Source organism: Actinophytocola glycyrrhizae, from assembly GCF_042653545.1.
GTDB lineage: Bacteria > Actinomycetota > Actinomycetes > Mycobacteriales > Pseudonocardiaceae > Actinophytocola > Actinophytocola glycyrrhizae.
In genome coordinates, this window is record NZ_JBHSIS010000024.1 from 198476 (window position 1) to 218548 (window position 20073).

The following is a 20073-nucleotide window of genomic DNA, read 5'->3' on the forward strand; positions in this document are numbered from 1 at the left end:
ACAAAACGGTACCGGGCGACCACAATCTGTTTCCTGGCAGCTCCTGCCCGGGTGCTGCCATTCGCGAGGGCGATTCAGAAAGGGCTTCCCATGAACATTGTGTGGCGTGGGAGACGACGGGGCTCGCTGAGCGCCGCCGTTGCGGTGACCACCACTGTGTTGCTCGCGGGACTGGCGAGTCCCGCGCAGGCCGACCCGGCTGCCACCCCTGCAGGCGGCCAGGCGGCGATCGACGCGTACGTCCAGAAGTACGACCACGAGATGGGCTCGCAGATCCGCAAGCACGAAGGCGTCGCGCAGATGCCGCGCGGCGTGCCACAGGACGTCGTCGCCCAGGCCACCGTGCCGGGCATCGACGTGAGCGGCCACCAGGGCAACGTGGACTGGCCCGCCCAGTGGAACGCGGGCAAGCGGTTCGTGTGGGCCAAGGCGACAGAAGGCACCGGCTACCGGAACCCGTACTTCGCGCAGCAGTACAACGGGTCCTACAACCAGGGCTTCATCCGCGGCGCGTACCACTTCGCGCTGCCGGACCGGTCCTCCGGCGCGACGCAGGCGAACTTCTTCTCCAACAACGGCGGCGGCTGGTCGGGTGACGGCAGGACACTGCCCGGCGCGCTCGACATGGAGTACAACCCGTACGGCGCGACCTGTTACGGGCTCTCCAAGGCCGCCATGACCAACTGGATCCGCGACTTCAGCAACACCTACAAGGCGCGGTGGAACAAGTACCCGGCGATCTACACGTCCACCAGCTGGTGGAACCAGTGCGTCGGCTCGAGCTTCGGTGCGACCAACCCGCTGTGGGTCGCGCGGTACGCATCGTCGGTCGGCACGCTGCCGATCGGCTGGAGCTTCCACACGGTGTGGCAGTACAGCTCCTCACCGATCGACCAGAACTCCTTCAACGGCGCCTACGACCGGCTGCAGGTGTTCGCCAGGAACTCCGACTGACCCAGCACGTTCCCCTGCCAGGAGGGGACCTTCCGCCACCACCCGGAGCGGAAGGTCCCCTTCGTGCATTTAAGCTCCGCGTGAGTGTCGCGTGAGATGAGGGAACGAGGACCCCCGTGACCACGTCGGACCCGCGAAGACCGTGATCGGGGAGGGACAATGACTTACCCACCGCAGGGGCCTTACGGGCAGCAGCCGGATCCCTACGGACAGCAGCAGCCGCCGCAGTACGGCGGCGGCTACCAGCAGCAGCCAGGCGGGCAGTTCGGCGGCTACGACCCGAACGCACAGTACGGGGGCGGGTACCAGCAGTACGGCGGCATGGGCGGGCCGCCGGAGCCACCGAAGAGCAAGACGGGGCCGATCATCGCGGTCGTGGCGGTCGTCGTGCTCCTGCTCGGCGGCCTCGGCATCACCGGCTTCGTCGCGCCGGGATTCTTCCTGTCCGACGACAAGGACAGCGGTGACAACGCTGGCTCCGGGGAGACGACCAGTGCGGAGAAGTCGTCGGAGAAGTCGCCGGAGAACTCGGGTTCCGGCTCCGACGAGCTCATCGACAAGCTCGTCGCGGCCGCCGACGAGCAGGACAAGTCGACGCTGCGCGACCTGAAGTGTTCGGAAGCGACGGACACTGTGGACTCCGCGATCAGCGCGATCGACAAGATCGACAGCGCCGAGTTCGGTGAGATCAAGGACGAGTCCGACGACGAGGTCCGGTTCACCGTCACGATCGTCTACGGCGACAAGCAGGAGGACGACACCTTCACCGTCAAGAAGGACGGTGGGGACTGGTGCTGGCACGACATCAAGGCGGGCACCCCGAAGACGACCGGCGGCTCCGACGACACCGCCGAGGACGCCCCCGCGACGTCCGTGCCGGACAGCGACGCGACCGGTGACACCGAGGGCGAGCAGTTCGTCCAGTCCTTCCTGGACAAGCTGAACGGCGGCGACGGCGCGGGCGCGGCGGCCATGTCGTGCTCCGACAGCACCAGCCAGTCCGACATCACCGAGGCCGCGGCACAGGGCGCCGCACTGGAGATGGACCCGGCGGGCACGACGGCCGACGACACCTACGTCGGCTCCGACCTCAAGGGCACACTCGCGGGCGCCCCGGTCACGGGCCGCACGAGCGCGTTCCTCGAGGACGGGGCGTGGTGCATCTACACGTTCTTCGCCAGCTGAGTCCCGACCCGTAGAACGGATGCCGCCGGTGGCAGTCACACTCCTCATAGCCGGGTCTGTGGCGATCATCGGCGGCATCGTCGTGTTCGCGGTGTCCTCGCGGCTCGTCGCGACCATGCTGCTGGCGTTCGGCGCGCTGACCGCGGTCACCGGCTGGCTGCTGCCGGTCTCGTCGAGAGCGGACGCGCTGAAGACCGGTGGCCTGGCGGCGGGCGCCGTGGTCGCGCTGTACGCGTTGTGGCTCAACGACCGCAGACGCCGCGTGGACGAGGAACGCCAGCAGCTCGAACACGACCGGCAGGCACTGGAGAACGCCCGCGCGGACCACGAACGCGAACGCGCGGCCGACGACCGTTTCCTGCGCGCCGTGGAGATGCTCGGCCACGACACCGACCAGGTGCGCGTGGGCGCGCTGCACGCGCTCGCCGGGGTGGCCCGCGCCCGCCCGGCCTACACGCAGGACGTCGTCGACGTGCTCTGCTCGTACCTGCGCCGCCCGTTCGATCACCCGGAGTACCGCGAGGCCAGGGGTGACGGGCCACGCAAGGACGCCGACCCCGCGGAGGCGGACCGCTGGCGCGTGGTTCGCCTCACCGCACAACGACTGCTCGCCGACCTGCTCCCGAGGACCGGCACCCGGGACGCCCCCGCGTACGACCTCGACCTGACCGGCGCCACACTCGAGTTCTGCGACCTGTCGTACCGGGTCATCGGCAAGCTCAGCGCACGCGCGCTGAAGATGTACCAGTCGAACTCGTTCCACCACTGCGAGATCCGCGGGCCCGCGTGGTTCACCGAGTCCAGGAGCTGGGGAAACCTGTGGCTGCACCACATGGAGTTCCACGACCGCGCGTGGTTCAGCAAGGTCCGCACCTTCTCCAAGCTGAGCTTCGAGGCCACTGTCTTCCGGCAGAAGACCAAGTTCGAGAACGCCACGTTCAGCGGCGAGACCTCCTTCGCGGACACCGTCTTCACCGAGGAAGCTGACTTCACGCACACCGAGTTCACCGGCGCACTGAAACCACCCCCGGGCTGGCAACGAAACCAGTCTGGCCGCCTGGTCCGCATGCCTGCCTGATCTTGACAGTGCGTCACGCATGTGGGTGACTCTGCGATCACCTGATCGAGGTTCGCAGTGTTGCGGGAGGTCGCCATGCGGGGTGGAGCTTTGGCGGGGGGCCTGGTGCTCCTCACGCTGGTCACCGGGTGTGAGCCGACCGACGGGTCGGTCTACGTGCCGGGGTCCTACACCGTGCGGGAGTCCGGGGTGCGGTTGCGGTCCGGGCCCGCCGCCTGCAACGACACCCCCGGCACCGGGAACTGCCCGGACGTCCTCGCCGGGCTCGAGCCGGGAGACAACCTCTACCCCGTCTGCCAGAGCAAGGGGCAGCTCGTCGGGCGGAACGCGTGGTGGGTGTACGTCGACGCGCCCGGTGGGAACCGGGGGTGGGTGGCCAGTTGGTACCTGACCTGCCCCACCAACCGGCTCCCCGAGGTGGACGACTGCACGGCCGACGAGTTCGACTAGTGTCCCGCGCCGGAAATGCGGTGATCAAGTCGGTGGATCCAGGTTTCTGCTGGCAAGGCGCCGGTTCGTCCTCGTACTGGGTCGTACTTGGGCGGACCGGCAACGCCGCCAGCGGGAAGCTGGGCCGCCGAATTGGTTGCCTGATTTCCGGCGCGGGACACTAGGCGAACAGCGCGGGCAGCGTGCCTTCCCAGACCTCTTCCAGCTCCGACAGGGTCAGCTCGCCGACACCCTCGATGCGCACCGACGCCTGCGAGGTCACCGTGCCCAGGTGCTGCCACGGCAGGCCGGCCGCCTCGCAGCGGGCGGTGAACGCCGCCGGGTCCGGTACCGACACCAGTACCCGCGCCGACGACTCGCTGAACAGCGCCACGAACGGGTCGCCGGTCAGTTCCACGTCGCAGCCGCGGCCCGTGACCAGGCTCGACTCCACCAGTGCCTGCGCCAGCCCGCCCTCGGACAGGTCGTGTGCGGCCGACACGCCACCCGCGCGCAAGACCGAGGCGATCACGGCTTCACGCGCGAGGTTCACGACCGGGGGTCGCCCGCCGAGGTGGCCGTGCACGACGTGTGCCCACTCCGAACCGGCCAGCTCGTCGTGGGTCTCGCCGAGCAGGATCAGCGTGTCGCCCTCCGCGCCGAGGCCCGTCGGGATGCGGGTGGCCACGTCGTCGATCACGCCGAGGACGCCGACCACCGGGGTCGGCAGGATCGCGGTCGTGCCGGTCTGGTTGTAGAAGCTCACGTTGCCGCCGGTCACCGGGATGCCCAGCTCGGCGCAGCCGTCCGCCAGGCCGCGCACGGCCTGGCTGAACTGCCACATCACGCCGGGATCCTCGGGCGAGCCGAAGTTGAGGCAGTTCGTGACCGCGACCGGGCTGGCCCCCGACACCGCGACGTTCCGGTACGCCTCCGCCAGCGCGAGCTGCGCGCCCGCGTACGGGTCGAGGTAGGTGTACCTGCCGTTGCAGTCGCAGGAGATCGCGACGCCGCGGCCGGTCGACTCGTCGATGCGGATCATGCCCGAGTCCGACGGCTGCGCGAGGACCGTGCCACCACGCACGTACCGGTCGTACTGCTCGGTCACCCAGCGCCGCGACGACAGGTTCGGCGAACCCGCCATCCGCAGGATCTCCGCCCGCAGTTCGTCCGAAGTGGACGGACGGGGCAGGGTGGCCGGGTCGTTGGCGACCACGTCGTCCTGTACGGGAGGACGCGCGACCGGCCGCTCGTACACCGGGCCCTCGTGCGCGACCGTGCGCGGCGGCACGTCGACCACGGTCTCGCCGTGCCAGGTGATCACGAGCCGGTCGCCGTCGGTGACCTCGCCGATCTCCGTCGCGATGACGTCCCACTTGCGGCACACGCGCATGAAAGCGTCCACATCGGACGGACGGACCACCGCGCACATGCGTTCCTGCGACTCGGACGACAGGATCTCCGCGGGCGTCATCCCCTTGGCACGCAACGGAACGCGTTCGAGGTACACGTGCATGCCGCCGTCACCGGCCGACGCCAGCTCCGACGTCGCGCACGACAGCCCGGCGCCGCCGAGGTCCTGGATGCCGACGACGATGCCCTCACCGAACAGCTCAAGGCAGCACTCGATCAGCACCTTCTCGGTGAACGGGTCGCCGACCTGCACGCTCGGCAACTTCTTGCGCCCGGCCCCGCCCTCGTCGCCCGCGAACGTGTCCGACGCCAGCACCGAGACACCGCCGATGCCGTCGAGACCGGTCCGCGCGCCGAACAGGATCACCTTGTTGCCCGCGCCGGACGCGTGCGCGAGGTGCAGGTCCTCGACCCGCATCGAGCCGACGCACAGCGCGTTGACCAGCGGGTTGCCCTGGTAGGTCGGGTCGAACACGACCTCTCCGCCGATGTTGGGCAGGCCGAGGCAGTTGCCGTAGCCGCCGACGCCGGCGACCACGCCGGGCAGCACGCGCCGGGTGTCGGGTGCGTCCGCGGCGCCGAACCGCAGCGGGTCCATGACCGCCAGCGGCCGCGCGCCCATCGCGAGGATGTCGCGCACGATGCCGCCGACGCCGGTCGCCGCGCCCTGGTAGGGCTCCACATAGGACGGGTGGTTGTGCGACTCGACCTTGAACGTGATGGCCCAGCCGTCGCCGATGTCGACCACGCCCGCGTTCTCGCCGATGCCCGCGAGCATCTTCTCGCGCATCTCGTCGGTCGTGGTCTCGCCGAAGTACTTCAGGTGCACTTTCGACGACTTGTACGAGCAGTGCTCCGACCACATCACCGAGTACATGGCCAGCTCGGCGTCGGTCGGGCGGCGGCCGAGGATCTCACGGATCCGCGTGTACTCGTCGTCCTTGAGACCGAGCTCGCGGTACGGCTGCGCGGTGTCCGGAGTGGACTCCGCGACCCCGGTCGTGTCAACGGGAACCGTCGTCGTCATGCGAGCACCGTCCCCAGCACCGAGCGGAACATGGCGAGGCCGTCGTCGCCGGGGCCGGTCAGCGCGTCGATCGCGTGCTCCGGGTGCGGCATGAGGCCGACGATCCGGCCGTCGGCAGAACAGATCCCGGCGATGGCGCCGAGCGAACCGTTCGGGTCGGCGCCCAGGCACCGGAACACCACCCGGCCCTCACCCTCCAGTTCGTCCACAGTGGACTTCGCGGCCGCGAACCGGCCGTCCATGTTCTTGAGCGGGACGACGATCTCGGCGCCTTCCGCGTACCCGTTCGTCCAGGCCGTCGTGTTCCGCTCGACGCGCAGCCGCTGGTCCCGGCACACGAAGTGCAGCTTGGCGTTGCGCAGCAGCGCACCGGGCAGCAGCCCGGCCTCGCACAGGATCTGGAAGCCGTTGCAGATGCCGAGCACCGGCATGCCGCCGCGGGCCGCCGTGACGACCTCGCCCATCACCGGCGCGAACCGGGCGATGGCGCCGGCCCGCAGGTAGTCGCCGTAGGAGAACCCGCCGGGGACGACCACCGCGTCCACTCCGCGCAGGTCCGCGTCCCCGTGCCAGAGCGCGACGGGCTCACCGCCCGCGTACCGCACGGCACGGGCCGCGTCGGTGTCGTCCAGGGTGCCGGGGAACGTGATGACCCCGATACGGCTCACGAGAGCCTCCGGACGACGAAGTCCTCGATCACGGGGTTCGAAAGGAAACCCTCCGCGATCTTGGCGAGCGTCTCGTCGTCGACGGTGTCGTCGACTTCCAGCTCGAAGTGCTTGCCCTGGCGGACATCGGAGATTCCGGTGAAGCCGAGGCGGGGAAGGGTGTTGGCCACGGCCTGCCCCTGGGGGTCGAGGATCTCGGGCTTGGGCATGACGTCGACGACGACTCGGGCCACGACAGGCAGCTCCCGGTTCGAGGGTGTCTTCTACGCCGCGAGACTACCTGAGCTGGGCGTTCACCCTTTCAGGCGCGTGGCGCTCCGCGACGCGGGAGGCTGACGTGCCTCGTCATCCGGGTCGCCCGGCCACTCGTTCGCCCAGCGCGAGATCACTGGCGGTGCGCCCGCGCACCGGACAGTGTGAGCCGCATGAGGATTCTGGTGCTGGGAGGAACGATCTTCGTCGGGCACGCCGTCGCGGTCGAGGGGTCGCTGCGGGGGCACGACGTGGTGTGCGCGGCGCGGGGCGAGTCCGGCGCGGTCCCGGACGGCACGACCCTGGTGCGGGTCGACCGGGACGCGGAGGACGGCCTCGCGCCGCTCACGGGTGAGACGTTCGACGCGGTGGTGGACGTGGCGCCCCTGTCGTACCCGTGGGTGCGGCGGGCGCTCGACGCGCTCGGCGACCGGGCCGGGCACTGGACGTTCGTGTCCACGATCAACGTGTACGCCGACAACGCGACACCGGGCCAGACACCCGCGACCGGCCCGCTCGTCCCCGCGCTCGAGGAACACTCGACCCGCGACGACATGATCGCCCGCGGCGAGGACGGTGTGCGGCGCTACGGCGGCATCAAGGTCGCGAGCGAGAACGCGGTGCGTTCCGCGATGGGCGACCGCGCGTTCGTGGCCCGGCCCGGCCTGGTGACCGGGTCGTGGGACCGGAGCGACCGGTTCGGTTACTGGCCGGGCCGGTTCGCCCGGGGCGGCACCGTGCTGGTGCCGGAGACGGACTCGCCGATCCAGATCATCGACGTGAAGGACTTCGCGCGGTGGGTCGTCGACGCCGCCGAGAACGGCACGGGCGGCACCTACGACGCGGTCGGCCCGCACCGGCCGACGACCGAGATGATCGAGCAGATCGCGGCGGTCACCGGCTTCGACGGGGAGATCGTCAAGGCGTCGTCGGAGTGGCTGACCGAGGAAGGGGTGAACCCGTGGTCCGGGCCGAAGTCGCTGCCGCTGTGGCTGCCGGCGGGCTACGAGGGGCTGAAGGCACACGACCCGGCGCCGTCGGTCGCGGCGGGGCTGCGGTTCTCGCCGTTCGAGGACGCGGTGCTGGACGCGCTGGCACGGGAACGCGAGCTGGGTCTCGACCGCTCGCGGAAGGCGGGCCTTTCGCGGGAGGAGGAGAAGGAACTACTCGCCAAGCTGTAGCGGAGGTGGCAGGGTCGGGGGATGCCCGAGACCTTCGACTACGTGGTGATCGGTGCCGGTAGCGCGGGGTGCGTGCTCGCGAACCGGCTGAGCGAGGACGGGGCGGCCAGGGTGCTGCTCCTGGAGGCGGGCGGTGCGGACGACGCCGACGAGGCGCACATCCCGGTCGCCTTCTCGACCCTGTTCAAGACCAGGTACGACTGGAACCACGAGACGGTCGAGCAGAAGAACCTCGGCGGCCGGCGCGCGTACTGGCCGCGCGGGAAGATGCTCGGCGGCTGCTCGTCGATGAACGCGATGATCTACATCCGCGGCAACCGCGCCGACTACGACGCGTGGCCGGCGGGCTGGCGCTACGACGACGTGCTGCCGTACTTCACCCGCGCCGAACGCAACACGCGGCTCGCGGGCCGGTACCACGGCACCGACGGCCCGCTGCACGTCGAGGACCGCAGGTACACGCACGAGCTGTCGCACGCGTGGGTGGAGTCGGCGGTCACGTGGGGCATGAAGCCCACGGACGACTTCAACGGCGAGTTGCAGGAGGGCGCGGGCCTCTACCAGGTGACGTGCAAGGGTGGCCGCCGCTGGTCGACGGCCGACGCGTACCTGCGCCCGGCGATGACGAGGCAGAACCTGACGGTCCGCACGAACGCGCTGGTCAACCGCATCATCGTCCGCGACGGCCGCGCCGGCGCGGTGTCGTACTCCCGGCACGGCGAACAGGTCGAGGTCGGCGCGTCGACCGAGATCCTGCTGTGCGGGGGCGCGGTCAACTCGCCGCAGCTGCTCATGCTGTCCGGCATCGGCCCGGCCGAACACCTGCGTGACCTGGGCATCGAGGTCGTGGCGAACCTGCCGGGTGTCGGCGACAACCTGCACGACCACCCCGCGGCGCCGCTGTTGTGGCGCACCAGGGACACCACCGACCTGGTGAACCTGGTGACGCCTGGCCGGCTGCTCCGCTGGCAGGCGAGCGGGCGCGGCCCGCTGGCGTCGAACGTCGGCGAGGCGGGCGCGTTCTTCCACACCCGCGACGGCCTGCCCGCGCCGGACATGCAGGTCCACGTGGCGCCGACGCTGTTCTACGACAACGGCCTGCGCGAGCCGTCGATCGCGGGTTTCACGGCGGGCGCGACGCTGGTGGACGTGAAGTCGCGCGGCAGGCTGCGGCTGCGGTCGGCCAACCCGAGGTGGCGCCCGCTGATCGACCCGGCGTACTACGACGACCCGACGGACCTCGACACCATGATCGCGGCGATGCGCGTCCTTCTGGAGATCTCGGCGACGGCCCCGCTGGCGAGGTTCCTGGCCGGGCCGTTCCTCCCGCCGGCAGGCGAACCGACCGAGGACGACCTGCGCGACCACGTCCGGGAGATCACGCAGACCCTGTACCACCCGGTCGGCACGTGCGCGATGGGCTCGGTGGTCGACACGGACCTGAGGGTCCACGACATCGCGGGCCTGCGCGTGGTCGACGCGTCGGTCATGCCGACGGTGCCGCGCGGCAACACGAACGCACCCACGATCATGATCGCGGAGAAGGCCGCCGACCTGGTGCGATCCAGCGGTTGAGAACGGCTGTTCGATTCATCCCCAGGGTTGTCCACAGCTGTGGACAACTTGCTCGAGGCTGGCCTCCGGCCCCCTCGAACCACGCTACGGCACGGCACCGACAGTTCCGGGGCGCGCAAGGACGACCTGTGGACAACCACTCACCGGTCCCGAACACGCAGCTCGCAAGTTCCGAACGCGGAACTCGCCGGTCCCGAACGGGAGACTCGCCGGTCCCGAACGCGGGACTCGCGGGTTCCGAACGGGGGACTCGCGGGTTTTCTGCACAATCGCTCTGTGGACGACTGGTCTGTGGACAACCTTGGTCCGTGTGCCGGGGAGTGTCGGTCTACCGGTTTACGCTGGTGATCGGGGGGCCGCGGGCGTTCTCAGCGTCGTTTGCCGTGTAGCAGTGTGATCAGTTTCGCTACCGTGGCGTCGGTCTTCGCCGTGCGGCTGAACGTCGTCAGCACGAGCGGCACCTTGAACCGCTGCCGCGCGATCGCCTTCGACCGGGTGAACTCCTTCAGCCCCTCCGGCCCGTGGATGCGCCCGAACCCGGACTCGCCGACGCCGCCGAACGGCAGTGACGGGATGCCCGCGAAGCTGATCACGCTGTTCACCGACGTCATGCCGGCCCGCAGCCGCGCGGCCAGCTCCATGCCGCGCCGCTTCGAGTACACCGTCGACGCCAGGCCGTACTTCGTGTCGTTGGCCTTCGCGATCGCCTCGTCCATGTCGGCGACCTTCGCGATCGTCAGCGTCGGCCCGAACGTCTCCTCGCGCACCGCCTCCGAGTCCTCCGGCACGTCGACCAGCACCGTCGGCTGCACGAACCGCTCGCCGACCGCGTCCTTGCCGCCGACCAGCGCCCGGCCACCGCGCGCGAGCGCGTCGTGGATGTGCCGCCGGATGATCTTCAGCTGGCCCGGCATCGTGATCGGGCCGATCTTCGCCTCCGGGTCGTCGCCGGCCCGTACCTCCTCGGCGATCTTCACGACCTTCGCCACGAAGTCGTCGTACACGCGTTCGTGCACATAGACCCGCTCGACGCCGACACACGTCTGGCCCGCGTTCGACATGCCGCCCCACACCGCGGCGTCGGCCGCCGCGTCGAGGTCCGCGTCCGCGTCGACCAGCAGCGCGTCCTTGCCGCCCGCCTCGATCAGCACCGGCGTCAACGTCTCCGCGCACGCGGCCATGATCTTCTTGCCGGTGCCAGGCGAGCCGGTGAACGCGAGCTTGTCCACGCCGGACCGGCACAGCGCCGCGCCCGTCTCGCCGTAGCCGGTGATCAACTGGAACACCGGGCGCTCCGGCACGATCTCGGCGAACGTGTCGGCCAGCCACTTGCCGACGCCCGGCGTGTACTCGCTCGGCTTGAACACGACCGCGTTGCCCGCGGCGAGCGCGTAGGCGATGGAACCCATGGGCGTGAACACCGGGTAGTTCCACGGCCCGATCACACCGACGACCCCGAGCGGCTGGAACTCGACCGACGCGGCGTGGTTGGACATCAGCAGGCCGGCGGGACGGCGCTTGCGGCGCAGCACCTTGGACGCGTTCTTCGCGGCCCACGCGGTGTGGTCGATCGCGAGGACGATCTCGAGCATGGCGTCGGCGTGCGGCTTGCCGGTCTCGGCGTGCACGACCTCGGCGAGCTGCGCGGCGCGGCGGGTGATGACGCCCTTCCAGCGCTGGAGGCGGTCGGCGCGGCCGTCGAACCCGAGGCCCGCCCACCAGTCCGCCGCGTCGCGGCCCCTGGCGACCGCGGCGGCGACGTCGTCCGCGGTGTGCACCGGGTAGGTGCCGACGACCTCGTCCGTCGCGGGACTCAGCGAGTCGAAGGTGTCCTGCTTCGCTTGCACGGCGGTCATGACAAGCCTCCCTGATCGCGTTCCGCCGCCCAGGCTACCCGTCGGTAGCGTTCGCCGCGACGGTCAGTTGGTTAGCCTGGGTCGCGTGCAGATGGCTCACTTCGGACACTCATGCGTGCTGCTCTCGACCGGCAAGGCACGACTGCTCTTCGATCCGGGCGCCTACTCGGCGGGCTTCGAGACGGTCGCGGAGCTGGACGCCATCCTGATCACCCACCAGCACCCCGACCACCTCGACGGCGAACGCCTCCCCGCGCTGGTCAGGGCCAACCCGGGCGCCGCGCTGGTGTGCGACGAGGACTCGGCGGCGGAGCTGGAGAAGCTGGGTCTGCCGCCGACGTCGGTGGCCCGTCCCGGCGACACCCTCACGTTCGACGGCACGTCGGTCGCGGTGGTCGGTGGCAGGCACGCGACCATCCACGAGGACCTGCCGATGCCGGCCAACGCGGGGTACGTCGTCGACGACGGCGCCTTCTACCACCCTGGCGACGCGCTGTTCGTGCCCGAGCAGCGGATCGACGTGCTGGGGCTGCCGATGTCAGCCCCGTGGCTGAAGACCGGCGAGATGATCGACTTCCTGCGCGCGGTGGGCCCGAGGGTGGCGGTGCCGATCCACGAGGCACTGCTGTCGGAGCTGGGTTTCCGCGGGCAGCAGAACTGGATCAGCCGCCTGGCACCGGACGCCGACCTCCGTCCCCTGAAGCGGACCGAACCGGCCGAGATCTGAGGTTGTCCACAGCTGTGGACAACCCTGTGGATCGAACGCGTGTTCGCCAGGGGTGGCCGCCCGCCCCCGCTGACCAGCGTACGGGCGAACACCGACGCTCCTCGACGCAGAACACCGAGTTGTCCACAGGACGGCGAGTTGTCCACAGGCCGCAGCTGTCATGCGCCGGAACCGTGGGTGCCGTGCCGTAGCGTGGTTCGAGGGGGCCGGAGGCCACGCCGCGTCACGCGGCCCTGGCCGGCTGGCGCTTCAGCAGGGCCGGGTAGGTCAGCGGGGTCGCGTCGTGGTGCAGGGCGATGTCGATCGCGTCGAGCAGCGCCTGCCGAGGGCCCGACCGGGACAGGTCGGCGGTGTCGACCGCCAGGCGGATCAGCTGCCCCCTGCGTGCCGCGCGGGAGGCACCCATCACCAGGGCGAAACACCACCAGGGTTCGACCCGCTCACCGAAGCCGAAGCCCTGCACCCGCCCCCGGTGGACCTGGCCGGTACGCAGGTCGCGGGCCCCCATCAGGTCCGCGCACAACGAGAAACCCTTGTGGCGCAACGCGAGCAGCGTCCCCGGTGACGCCACCCAGCGCGGCGGCACGAAGGCGTCGGTGGCCAGGCCGAGACGTTCCATGGTGGCGCCCGCCGCGGTCAGGCGCAGCTTGGCCTCGTGAGCGGGCAGCGACGCGAACTCGGCACGACGGCGGATCGTGCGGGTCCTGGTGTCGGCCGGGTGGTCGTAGCCGTGCTGGAGCAGCGCGTTGCCCGCGGCCTGTTGCCCGCGCACCCAGGCCAGCACCGCCTCCGGCTGGTCAGCACCGGCGATCCGCGGCGCGAACAGCAACGAGAGCGGCACGCCGCGGGCCGCGAGCTCGTCGCTCAGGCCAGCACCGCGGTCCAGGGTCCACGCGCTGATCCCGGACAGCGAAACCATCAGTTGAGCGGTCACGCCCCCATGAGGCCATGCGTGGATGACGCAGGCCTGACACCGAGATGACATGTCACCGAACTGGACACGGTTTCACCCGGAATTCATGCCAGGCACGAATGCGTGCCATTGTTTGGCGATGAGCTATGACTGGATCTCGTTCACGACCGACTACGGAATCGATGACGGATTCGTCGGGGTCTGCGAGGGTGTCGTCGCGCGGATCGCGCCCCGGCCCCGGGTCATTCACATCAGCCACACCGTGCCACCGCAGGATGTCCGGCGCGGTGCCGCGATCCTCGCCCAGGCGGTGCCGTACCTGCCGCCTGCGGTGCACTTCGCGGTGGTCGACCCAGGCGTGGGCACCGACCGGCGCGGCGTGGTCGTGGTCGCGGCGGAGGGCGTGCTCGTCGGCCCGGACAACGGCCTGCTGGTGTCGGCAGCGGAGCTGCTCGGCGGAGTGCGCGCCGCGTACGAACTCGTCAACCCGGCGTACCAGCTGTCCACCGTGTCGGCGACCTTCCACGGCCGGGACGTGTTCGCCCCCGCCGCCGCGCACCTGGCCGCGGGGGTGGCCCCGGAGAACTTCGGCCCGGCGGTGGACCCGGCCGAGCTGGTACGCCTACCGGAACCGGAAACGACGGTGGAACCAGGAAAACTGACCACCGAGATCCGGTACGTGGACACCTTCGGCAACATCCAGCTGGCGGCGACCGGCGCCGACCTGGACGCGAGCGGCGCCACCCCCGGCACGACGGCGCACGCCCACCTCAACGGCCGCTCGGTGAAGGCCACCGTGGGCCGCACGTTCGCGGACGCCATCACCGAGGGCCTGATCGTGTACGTCGACTCGGGCGGCCGGGTCGCGCTGGCGGTGAACGGCGGCTCCGCGTCGAACGACTTCGGCGGCCACCCCGGCGACCCGGTCCTGCTGCTGTTCGCGCGGTAGCGCGAAACCCAGCACGCCCCCGGCAACCCGTCTGGACGCTTGATTCCGTGAAGATCAAGTGAAGTGGCTTGGCGCACGAACCGGTCATCAGGCACAACACCCACACCCCTGCGGGCACCCGAGACGGGGCGGGGCCGATGCCGTGAAAGGCGCGTTCACGGCACAACCGGTGCCGTCAATGGGCCATTCACGGCTCTGAGCGCCGTCAACGCGCCTTTCACGGCACCGCCGATGCCGTCAACGCGCCTTTCACAGCACCAAAACCAGGGCGCTCCGCGCCCGGCCCCCGCGAAGCGGGGCCAGGCCCACGCAACACCGACGGTGGCGCAAGCCCACCCGAAAGGGGCTCCCTGCCATCCCGTCGACCTGGCGAAGCCCGATCACACCGTGTCAAGGGGGGCCAAACACCCGAATCACAACATGCGGAAAAGGCCCCCTTGGCGCGGTGTGATAGCCCCGGGGAGGTCGACGGGATGGCAGGCAGACCCGAACCCAGCCGCAGCCGACCCGCCCCTCCGCCACCCCCGAGACCTGCCCGTCCGGCGAGGACAAACCCACAACAAAAGCCGCAGCCAGCACACCCGGGCCGAAACGACGCGACCAGCACACGACGACCGAACACCGACCTTCACGGAATCAATCATCTAGCCGAGCCTGATCTCGTCGCCCACCTCGATCTCACCGGGGCTGGTCACCGCGACCTTGATGCCGAAGCTCACGCCGCCTTCCGGTTCGCGGCGGTAGTCGGCCAGGGTGCGCAGCGGTTCCGGGCCCGCGCGTTCGCCGGTCGGCTGGTCGACCATGGTCACCTGGCAGCGGACGTCTGGTTTCACCCAGTGCAGGCGGGTGGTGCCGATGCTGAAGTCGCGGATCCCGTCCTCTGTGTACGGCGTCTCCCAGCCGGTCGCCACGATGTTCGGGCGGAAGCGGGCCATCGGGACGGGATCGGCGCCCTTCTCCAGGATGCGCGCGTTCAGGTCGTCCAGCGACGACAGCGACGTCAGGTGCAGTGGCGTCGAGTCGGTGAACGTGATGGTGCCGTGCCACTCGTCGACCGACCTGGCGTGGTCCGGCGACACGCGTACCAGGCGTAACGGCTCTCCGGTGACGGTGCTTGCCCACTCCGCCGCCTCGTCGCCCTGGTCGATGCCCTCGCCGTCCCAGACGCCGTGCACGCTCACCGGTAAGCGCCTGCCGTCTGTCGCCACGTCCAGGGCCAGTGACTGCGTGTCCGGCGCGGAAAGGGTCAGCTTTCCGCCGTCCGCCGCCAGATCCGGGTGGATCACGGACAGTTTCGGGGTGCTGCGCTGGCTGCGGAACACGCCGTCCTGTGCGCGGACGAACATGAACGTGCGGTCGTGCGCCACTCCGGTCGGCAGGACCCGCGCCCGCGTCAGCGGGGCGCCCGCACAGCCTTTGACCGGGTAGAGCAGGAGGTTCGAGACGGTTGCCACGGAAGCGAGACTAGCCCTGGGAAAGGCGGACGTCAGTGCGGTTTTCCGGACAGATCACTGTGGAGATCCACAGTGATCACAGGATCGCGCCGGGAACGTACCTGGCGGCGTCGCCGAAGCGGGACACCACGTCCGAGACCCGCTTGACCACCGCAGCCACCTGTGCGCCCGCCACGCCGGTGAACGGGAGGCGGTCCGCCAGCAGCGCGTCCAGCGCCCGCCGGTCCAGGGGGATGCGGTCGTCGGCCGCCAGGCGGTCCAGCAGGTCGTTGCGTTCGATGCCCTGTTCACGCATCGCGAGCGCCACGGCCACCGCGTGCTCCTTGATCGCCTCGTGTGCGGTCTCGCGGCCGACCCCGGCCTGCACCGACGCCATCAGCACCTTCGTGGTCGCCAGGAACGGCAGGTAGCGGTCCAGTTCGCGGGCGATCACCGCCGGGTACGCGCCGAACGAGTCCAGCACCGTCAGGAACGTCTCGATCAGACCGTCCAGCGCGAAGAACGCGTCCGGCAGCGCCACCCTGCGCACCACAGAACAGGACACGTCGCCCTCGTTCCACTGGTCGCCAGCCAGCTCGCCGACCATCGACGCGTAGCCGCGGAGGATCACCGCGAACCCGTTCACGCGCTCGCTCGACCGGGTGTTCATCTTGTGCGGCATGGCCGACGAACCCACCTGGCCGGGGCGGAAACCCTCGGTCGCCAGCTCGTGGCCAACCATCAGCCGGATCGTCTTCGCGAGGCTCGACGGCGCCGCGGCGACCTGCACCAGCGCGGACACCACGTCGTAGTCCAGCGACCTCGGGTACACCTGGCCGACGCTGTCGAACACCCGGGAGAAACCCAGGTAGTCGGCGATCTTGCGCTGCAGCGCGTCCAGCTTCGACTCGTCGCCGCCGAACAGGTCCAGCATGTCCTGCGCGGTGCCCACCGGGCCCTGGACACCGCGCAGCGGGTACCGCTCGGCCAGGCTGTCGAGCCGTTCGAACGCCACCAGCAACTCGTCCGCCGCGGACGCGAACCGCTTGCCGAGTGTCGTGGCCTGCGCGGCCACGTTGTGCGAACGGCCTGCCATCACCAGTTCGCTGTGCTCGGTCGCGAGCGTCGCCAGCCGGGCGAGCACGGCCACCACGCGGTCCCGGACGTGCTCCAGCGACCGGCGGATCTGCAGCTGCTCGACGTTCTCCGTCAGGTCGCGGGACGTCATGCCCTTGTGCACGTGCTCGTGGCCCGCGAGCGCGTTGAACTCCTCGATCCGGGCCTTGACGTCGTGCAGCGTCACCCGCTCACGGGCCGCGATCGACTCCAGGTCGACCTGGTCCAGCACTCGCTCGTAGTCGGCGATCACCCCGTCCGGGACGTCGATGCCGAAGTCGGCCTGGGCCTTGAGCACGGCGAGCCACAGGCTGCGCTCCAGCACGATCTTGTGCTCGGGGGACCACAGCTCGGCCAGTGCCACGGAGGCGTAGCGGCCGGCGAGAACGTTGGGGATGCGCGGCTTGGACGTCACGTTTCCCCAGCTTACGGACCGCCATCAGCACGCAGAACGCGACGTCCGCACCCACGCGGGCGGAAGCGGAGGACGGTGCTGCCTGCTCGCAGCAACCGGTCCACCAGCTCGTCCGGGTCCACCCTGAACGGCGGCTCGTCGGCCACGACCGCGCGGAACCGTTCGGCGAGGTGCTGTTCCAGCACCTACAGCTCCAGCTCGGGATCGGTCGCGAGCGACAGCAGTTGCTCCATGGCGAGCGGGATGCCCTGGTGGTAGGTCGGCGAGCTGCTCGTCATGTCGTAGTTGTAGGCGGTGACCGAGACCATCGCGCCGGTGTCGCGGTAGTGGAAGACGGTTTCGATCACGCCCTCGCCGATGTCCTCCGTCTGCTCGTAGAGCGCGCCCCCCGCCCGGTCGTCGAGCCGATGGCAGTTCGCCACGCAGGTCTCCGCCGGTGACCGGGACGTGCCCGGCACCCAGCTGGTGATCACGAGCGAGTACCGCGCGCCGTCGATGGTGAAGCTGAAGGCGGCGTTGATGCTGGTCTGCTCCGGGTAGAAGGCGCCTTCGGCCTCACCGCCGAACTCGCCGTAGGCGAACTTCGACGCGGACGACAGTGTCGCGGGCAGCGCCCCGCGTAAGTGCTTGGACATCTCGTGACCGCGCTGCCGCAGGTCGTCGACGGTGTAGTAGGCGGGCTCCACACCCGGCGGCGGCCATTGCGCCACCGACGGCGCGGTCGAGGGCGACGGCGCCGACCTCGTCGGCTGCTGCGCCACCTGGGTCGTCGTCGTGTCACGGCCGAGCGCGACCGGCACCGCGACCGCGGCCACCGCGACGGCGACCGTGGCGAGCCCGACCGCCACGAGCGAGCGGCGCCGAACCTGCCTGCGCGCGGTCGCGACCAGCTCGTCGGGATCGAAGCGCAACGGCGGCTCGTCGGCCACGGCGTCCAGCAACCCGCCCCTGACGTCCTCTTCACTCATGAGGCAACCCTCCTCACCAGCCGCGACACCGAGGCCCGCATTGCTTCGATGCCGCGAGCCGTCTGCGACTTGACCGTCCCCTGCGAACAGCCCATGACCGCCGCGGTCTCGGCGACGGAGAGGTCGTCGAAGTAGCGGAGGACCAGCACCGCGCGCTGCCGGGGCGGCAGTCGCAACAGGCCCTGGTGGACGAGGTCCCGCGCCCACAGCCGCTCCGGGCTGTCGTCGGGACCGCGGGCGTCGTCCCGGTGGTCCGGCACGGCCGCCTCGGTCTGCTCGGAGCGGCGCCATGGTCTGCGTTTCTCGTCGAGCCAGGTGCGGAGCAGGACGGTCCGGCCATAGTTGACCAGGCTGTCCTCCTTCTGCACCCGTGCCCAGGACCGGTAGATCTTGATCAAAGTCTGCTGCATGAGGTCTTCCGCGAAATGCCATTCGCCGCACAGCAGGTACGCCGACCTGCGCAGCCTCGCCGCGTGTTCGACGGCGAAACGGCGGAAGCTCTCCTCGTCGGCCTGTCGCATCGGACCCCCTCTCGCCCCTTACCCACGACGCGGGGGCCCTCAGGGTTGCAGGGACTCCAGGAGCATCCGGCGCGCGACCGCGCGCGGGTCGGGGTCGATCTCGATCAGCGCGTTGACCACGGCACCGTCGACCAGCGCGATCAGCTGCTCGAGGCGGCGATCGCCGACCGGGCTGCCGGAACGGGCGAGCACCTCCAGCAGGAGGCGGCGCAGCTCGGTGCCCAGGGTCCGCATGAGCGGGCGCAGGTACGGGCGGCGACCGGTCGCGACCAGGCGCTCGTAGCGCAGCAGCACCAGCTCGGCGTCCCGGACACCGGCCGGTGGGCCGAGGAGCTGGTCGAGCACGAGGTCGACGACGGAGTCGAGGTCGCGGTGCTCGGCGGGCAGTGCCGCGAGCAGCGCGCGGCCACGTTCCAGCTCCGTGCGGCCGTGGTGTTCGACAGCGGCCGCGATCAGCTCGTCCAGCGAGTCGAAGTAGTAGGTCGTGGACGCCAGCGGGAGGTCGGCCCGTTCGGCGACCGCCCGGTGCCGCAGGGTCTCGAAGCCGCCCTCGACCAGCAGCGCCGCCGCGGCCTCGACCAGTGCCTGGCGACGCCGCTCACCCTTGGGAGTACTGGCGGCTGTCATTTGCGGGGCATCGTACGACCGGTCCGGACCGACGTTCAGTACAGCTGTCCCAGGTCGGTCGCGATCCGCTGGATGTCCGACCCGAATGGGGCAGTGCCGTTCGGGCTGACCGGCTCACTGACCACGAACACCTGGCGGCCGTCGTCAGTCGGCGCGTCCGCCCGCACACCATCCGGCCGCTGTGTGGCGATCATCACATCATCCGGCAGGATCACGACGCTGATGCGGCCACCCGGCAGGTCGTAGGCGGCACCGGTGGCGCCCGTGGGGCAGCTCAAAGAGACCGGTACCGCGTCGTCGACCTTGATTCTGGCGGCGGCCGGGAGCTCGCCCGCGAGGGCAGCAGCGAGCTCCCGGTCCACCTGTTCGCACCCACTAGGGGTGCCGGCGGGCCCCGCAGGCCCGCCACTCCCGTCCGGATAGCCCCCCTGCTTGGGCGTCTCCGACGGGGAGTCCTCGGCGCGGCCACGCTCTGTCGGCGCGGCCACTTCGTTGTCCTCTTCTGGTAACTCGTATGGAGCAGCGTTTCCGTTACCGCCTGACGCGTTACTTTCCGCACTCATCGCGCCGGTGGTCGAGACCGGCCCTGTCCACAATGCCACGCCGAGCGCCGTGGCGCCCGCGAGGACGGCCACACCAAAGGCGGAACCTGCGAGTACGCCATTCCGGTGACGGGCCCGCTGACGGTCGGACTCCCGGGCGACGTCGGTGATGGTGAAAGTGGCCGGCGGCGTCTCCGAAACCGCGCCTTTCAGCAGGTCAGCAAGCTTGTTCTCGTCCATTCCG

20 protein-coding genes are annotated in these 20073 nt (G+C 70.2%); 8 read left to right on the forward strand and 12 right to left on the reverse strand.

The genetic code is table 11. From position 1 onward, the window contains the following. Positions 1-90: 90 nt before the first annotated feature. The 4 genes from ACFPCV_RS35675 to ACFPCV_RS35690 all read left to right on the forward strand — a co-directional run bounded on the left by ACFPCV_RS35675 (position 91) and on the right by ACFPCV_RS35690 (position 3667). Positions 91-954, forward strand: a complete 864-nt coding sequence (locus ACFPCV_RS35675) for a lysozyme (RefSeq protein ID WP_378061565.1) — start codon at positions 91-93, stop codon at positions 952-954. Between the two features lie 159 nt (positions 955-1113). Further along, positions 1114-2139, forward strand: coding sequence for a hypothetical protein (locus ACFPCV_RS35680; RefSeq protein ID WP_378061567.1), 1026 nt, complete (start codon positions 1114-1116; stop codon positions 2137-2139). Positions 2140-2167: 28 nt separating this feature from the next. Then, the gene (locus ACFPCV_RS35685; RefSeq protein WP_378061569.1) at positions 2168-3217 is read left to right on the forward strand and encodes a pentapeptide repeat-containing protein; all 1050 of its coding nucleotides are present in this window, start codon (positions 2168-2170) and stop codon (positions 3215-3217) included. Between the two features lie 90 nt (positions 3218-3307). Beyond that, a complete protein-coding gene (locus ACFPCV_RS35690; RefSeq protein ID WP_378061570.1) occupies positions 3308-3667 on the forward strand; it encodes an SH3 domain-containing protein in 360 nt (119 codons plus the stop codon). 160 nt (positions 3668-3827) lie between these two features. On the opposite strand, the gene purL is transcribed toward ACFPCV_RS35690, so the two are convergent. The 3 genes from purL to purS are packed head-to-tail and all read right to left on the reverse strand — an operon-like array spanning position 3828 to position 6987. Then, the gene (purL, locus tag ACFPCV_RS35695) at positions 3828-6086 is read right to left on the reverse strand and encodes a phosphoribosylformylglycinamidine synthase subunit PurL (RefSeq protein ID WP_378061571.1); all 2259 of its coding nucleotides are present in this window, start codon (positions 6084-6086) and stop codon (positions 3828-3830) included. Beyond that, positions 6083-6754 (reverse strand): phosphoribosylformylglycinamidine synthase subunit PurQ, encoded by a 672-nt coding sequence (purQ, locus tag ACFPCV_RS35700; protein ID WP_378061573.1) that lies wholly within the window; start codon positions 6752-6754, stop codon positions 6083-6085. The genes purL and purQ overlap by 4 nt, the downstream gene beginning before the upstream one ends. Beyond that, complete coding sequence (gene purS, locus ACFPCV_RS35705) at positions 6751-6987, reverse strand: phosphoribosylformylglycinamidine synthase subunit PurS (protein WP_378061575.1); 237 nt, start codon at positions 6985-6987, stop codon at positions 6751-6753. The genes purQ and purS overlap by 4 nt, the downstream gene beginning before the upstream one ends. 192 nt (positions 6988-7179) lie before the next feature. On the opposite strand from purS, the gene ACFPCV_RS35710 reads away from it, so the two are divergent. Together ACFPCV_RS35710 and ACFPCV_RS35715 are read left to right on the forward strand one after the other, a co-directional pair. After that, a complete protein-coding gene (locus ACFPCV_RS35710) occupies positions 7180-8187 on the forward strand; it encodes a Rossmann-fold NAD(P)-binding domain-containing protein (RefSeq protein WP_378061577.1) in 1008 nt (335 codons plus the stop codon). A 21-nt stretch (positions 8188-8208) separates the two neighbouring features. Next, positions 8209-9762 carry a GMC family oxidoreductase gene (locus tag ACFPCV_RS35715; RefSeq protein ID WP_378061579.1) on the forward strand — a complete coding sequence of 518 codons (1554 nt, stop codon included), beginning with the start codon at positions 8209-8211 and terminating at the stop codon, positions 9760-9762. Between the two features lie 368 nt (positions 9763-10130). Here the strand turns inward: ACFPCV_RS35715 and ACFPCV_RS35720 are convergent, their stop codons facing one another. Further along, positions 10131-11618: an aldehyde dehydrogenase family protein gene (locus ACFPCV_RS35720; protein WP_378061581.1), complete on the reverse strand. Its 1488-nt coding sequence runs from the start codon at positions 11616-11618 to the stop codon at positions 10131-10133. Positions 11619-11703: 85 nt separating this feature from the next. Here ACFPCV_RS35720 and ACFPCV_RS35725 point away from each other — a divergent pair, with 85 nt between their 5' ends. Continuing rightward, positions 11704-12345 (forward strand): MBL fold metallo-hydrolase, encoded by a 642-nt coding sequence (locus ACFPCV_RS35725; RefSeq protein WP_378061583.1) that lies wholly within the window; start codon positions 11704-11706, stop codon positions 12343-12345. A gap of 223 nt (positions 12346-12568) precedes the next feature. Here ACFPCV_RS35725 and ACFPCV_RS35730 read toward each other — a convergent pair whose 3' ends face one another. Beyond that, positions 12569-13279 (reverse strand): DUF2334 domain-containing protein, encoded by a 711-nt coding sequence (locus tag ACFPCV_RS35730; RefSeq protein ID WP_378061585.1) that lies wholly within the window; start codon positions 13277-13279, stop codon positions 12569-12571. Between the two features lie 118 nt (positions 13280-13397). Between ACFPCV_RS35730 and ACFPCV_RS35735 the strand changes: the two genes are divergently transcribed. Next, on the forward strand, positions 13398-14207 hold the full coding sequence (locus ACFPCV_RS35735; protein WP_378061587.1) for an SAM hydrolase/SAM-dependent halogenase family protein: 810 nt from the start codon (positions 13398-13400) through the stop codon (positions 14205-14207). 644 nt (positions 14208-14851) lie between these two features. Here ACFPCV_RS35735 and ACFPCV_RS35740 read toward each other — a convergent pair. From ACFPCV_RS35740 to ACFPCV_RS35770, 7 genes are all read right to left on the reverse strand, one after another. After that, complete coding sequence (locus ACFPCV_RS35740; protein ID WP_378061589.1) at positions 14852-15661, reverse strand: MOSC domain-containing protein; 810 nt, start codon at positions 15659-15661, stop codon at positions 14852-14854. 76 nt (positions 15662-15737) lie between these two features. Then, positions 15738-17171 carry an adenylosuccinate lyase gene (gene purB, locus ACFPCV_RS35745; protein WP_378061591.1) on the reverse strand — a complete coding sequence of 478 codons (1434 nt, stop codon included), beginning with the start codon at positions 17169-17171 and terminating at the stop codon, positions 15738-15740. An 11-nt stretch (positions 17172-17182) separates the two neighbouring features. Next, a complete protein-coding gene (locus tag ACFPCV_RS35750) occupies positions 17183-17356 on the reverse strand; it encodes a hypothetical protein (RefSeq protein ID WP_378061593.1) in 174 nt (57 codons plus the stop codon). Continuing rightward, positions 17357-18139, reverse strand: coding sequence for a hypothetical protein (locus ACFPCV_RS35755; protein WP_378061596.1), 783 nt, complete (start codon positions 18137-18139; stop codon positions 17357-17359). Continuing rightward, on the reverse strand, positions 18136-18660 hold the full coding sequence (locus ACFPCV_RS35760; protein ID WP_378061597.1) for an RNA polymerase sigma factor: 525 nt from the start codon (positions 18658-18660) through the stop codon (positions 18136-18138). The genes ACFPCV_RS35755 and ACFPCV_RS35760 overlap by 4 nt, the downstream gene beginning before the upstream one ends. Before the next feature lie 39 nt (positions 18661-18699). Beyond that, positions 18700-19287, reverse strand: a complete 588-nt coding sequence (locus tag ACFPCV_RS35765) for a TetR/AcrR family transcriptional regulator (protein WP_378061599.1) — start codon at positions 19285-19287, stop codon at positions 18700-18702. 35 nt (positions 19288-19322) lie between these two features. Continuing rightward, the gene (locus tag ACFPCV_RS35770) at positions 19323-20069 is read right to left on the reverse strand and encodes a hypothetical protein (RefSeq protein ID WP_378061601.1); all 747 of its coding nucleotides are present in this window, start codon (positions 20067-20069) and stop codon (positions 19323-19325) included. Positions 20070-20073: the final 4 nt, after the last annotated feature.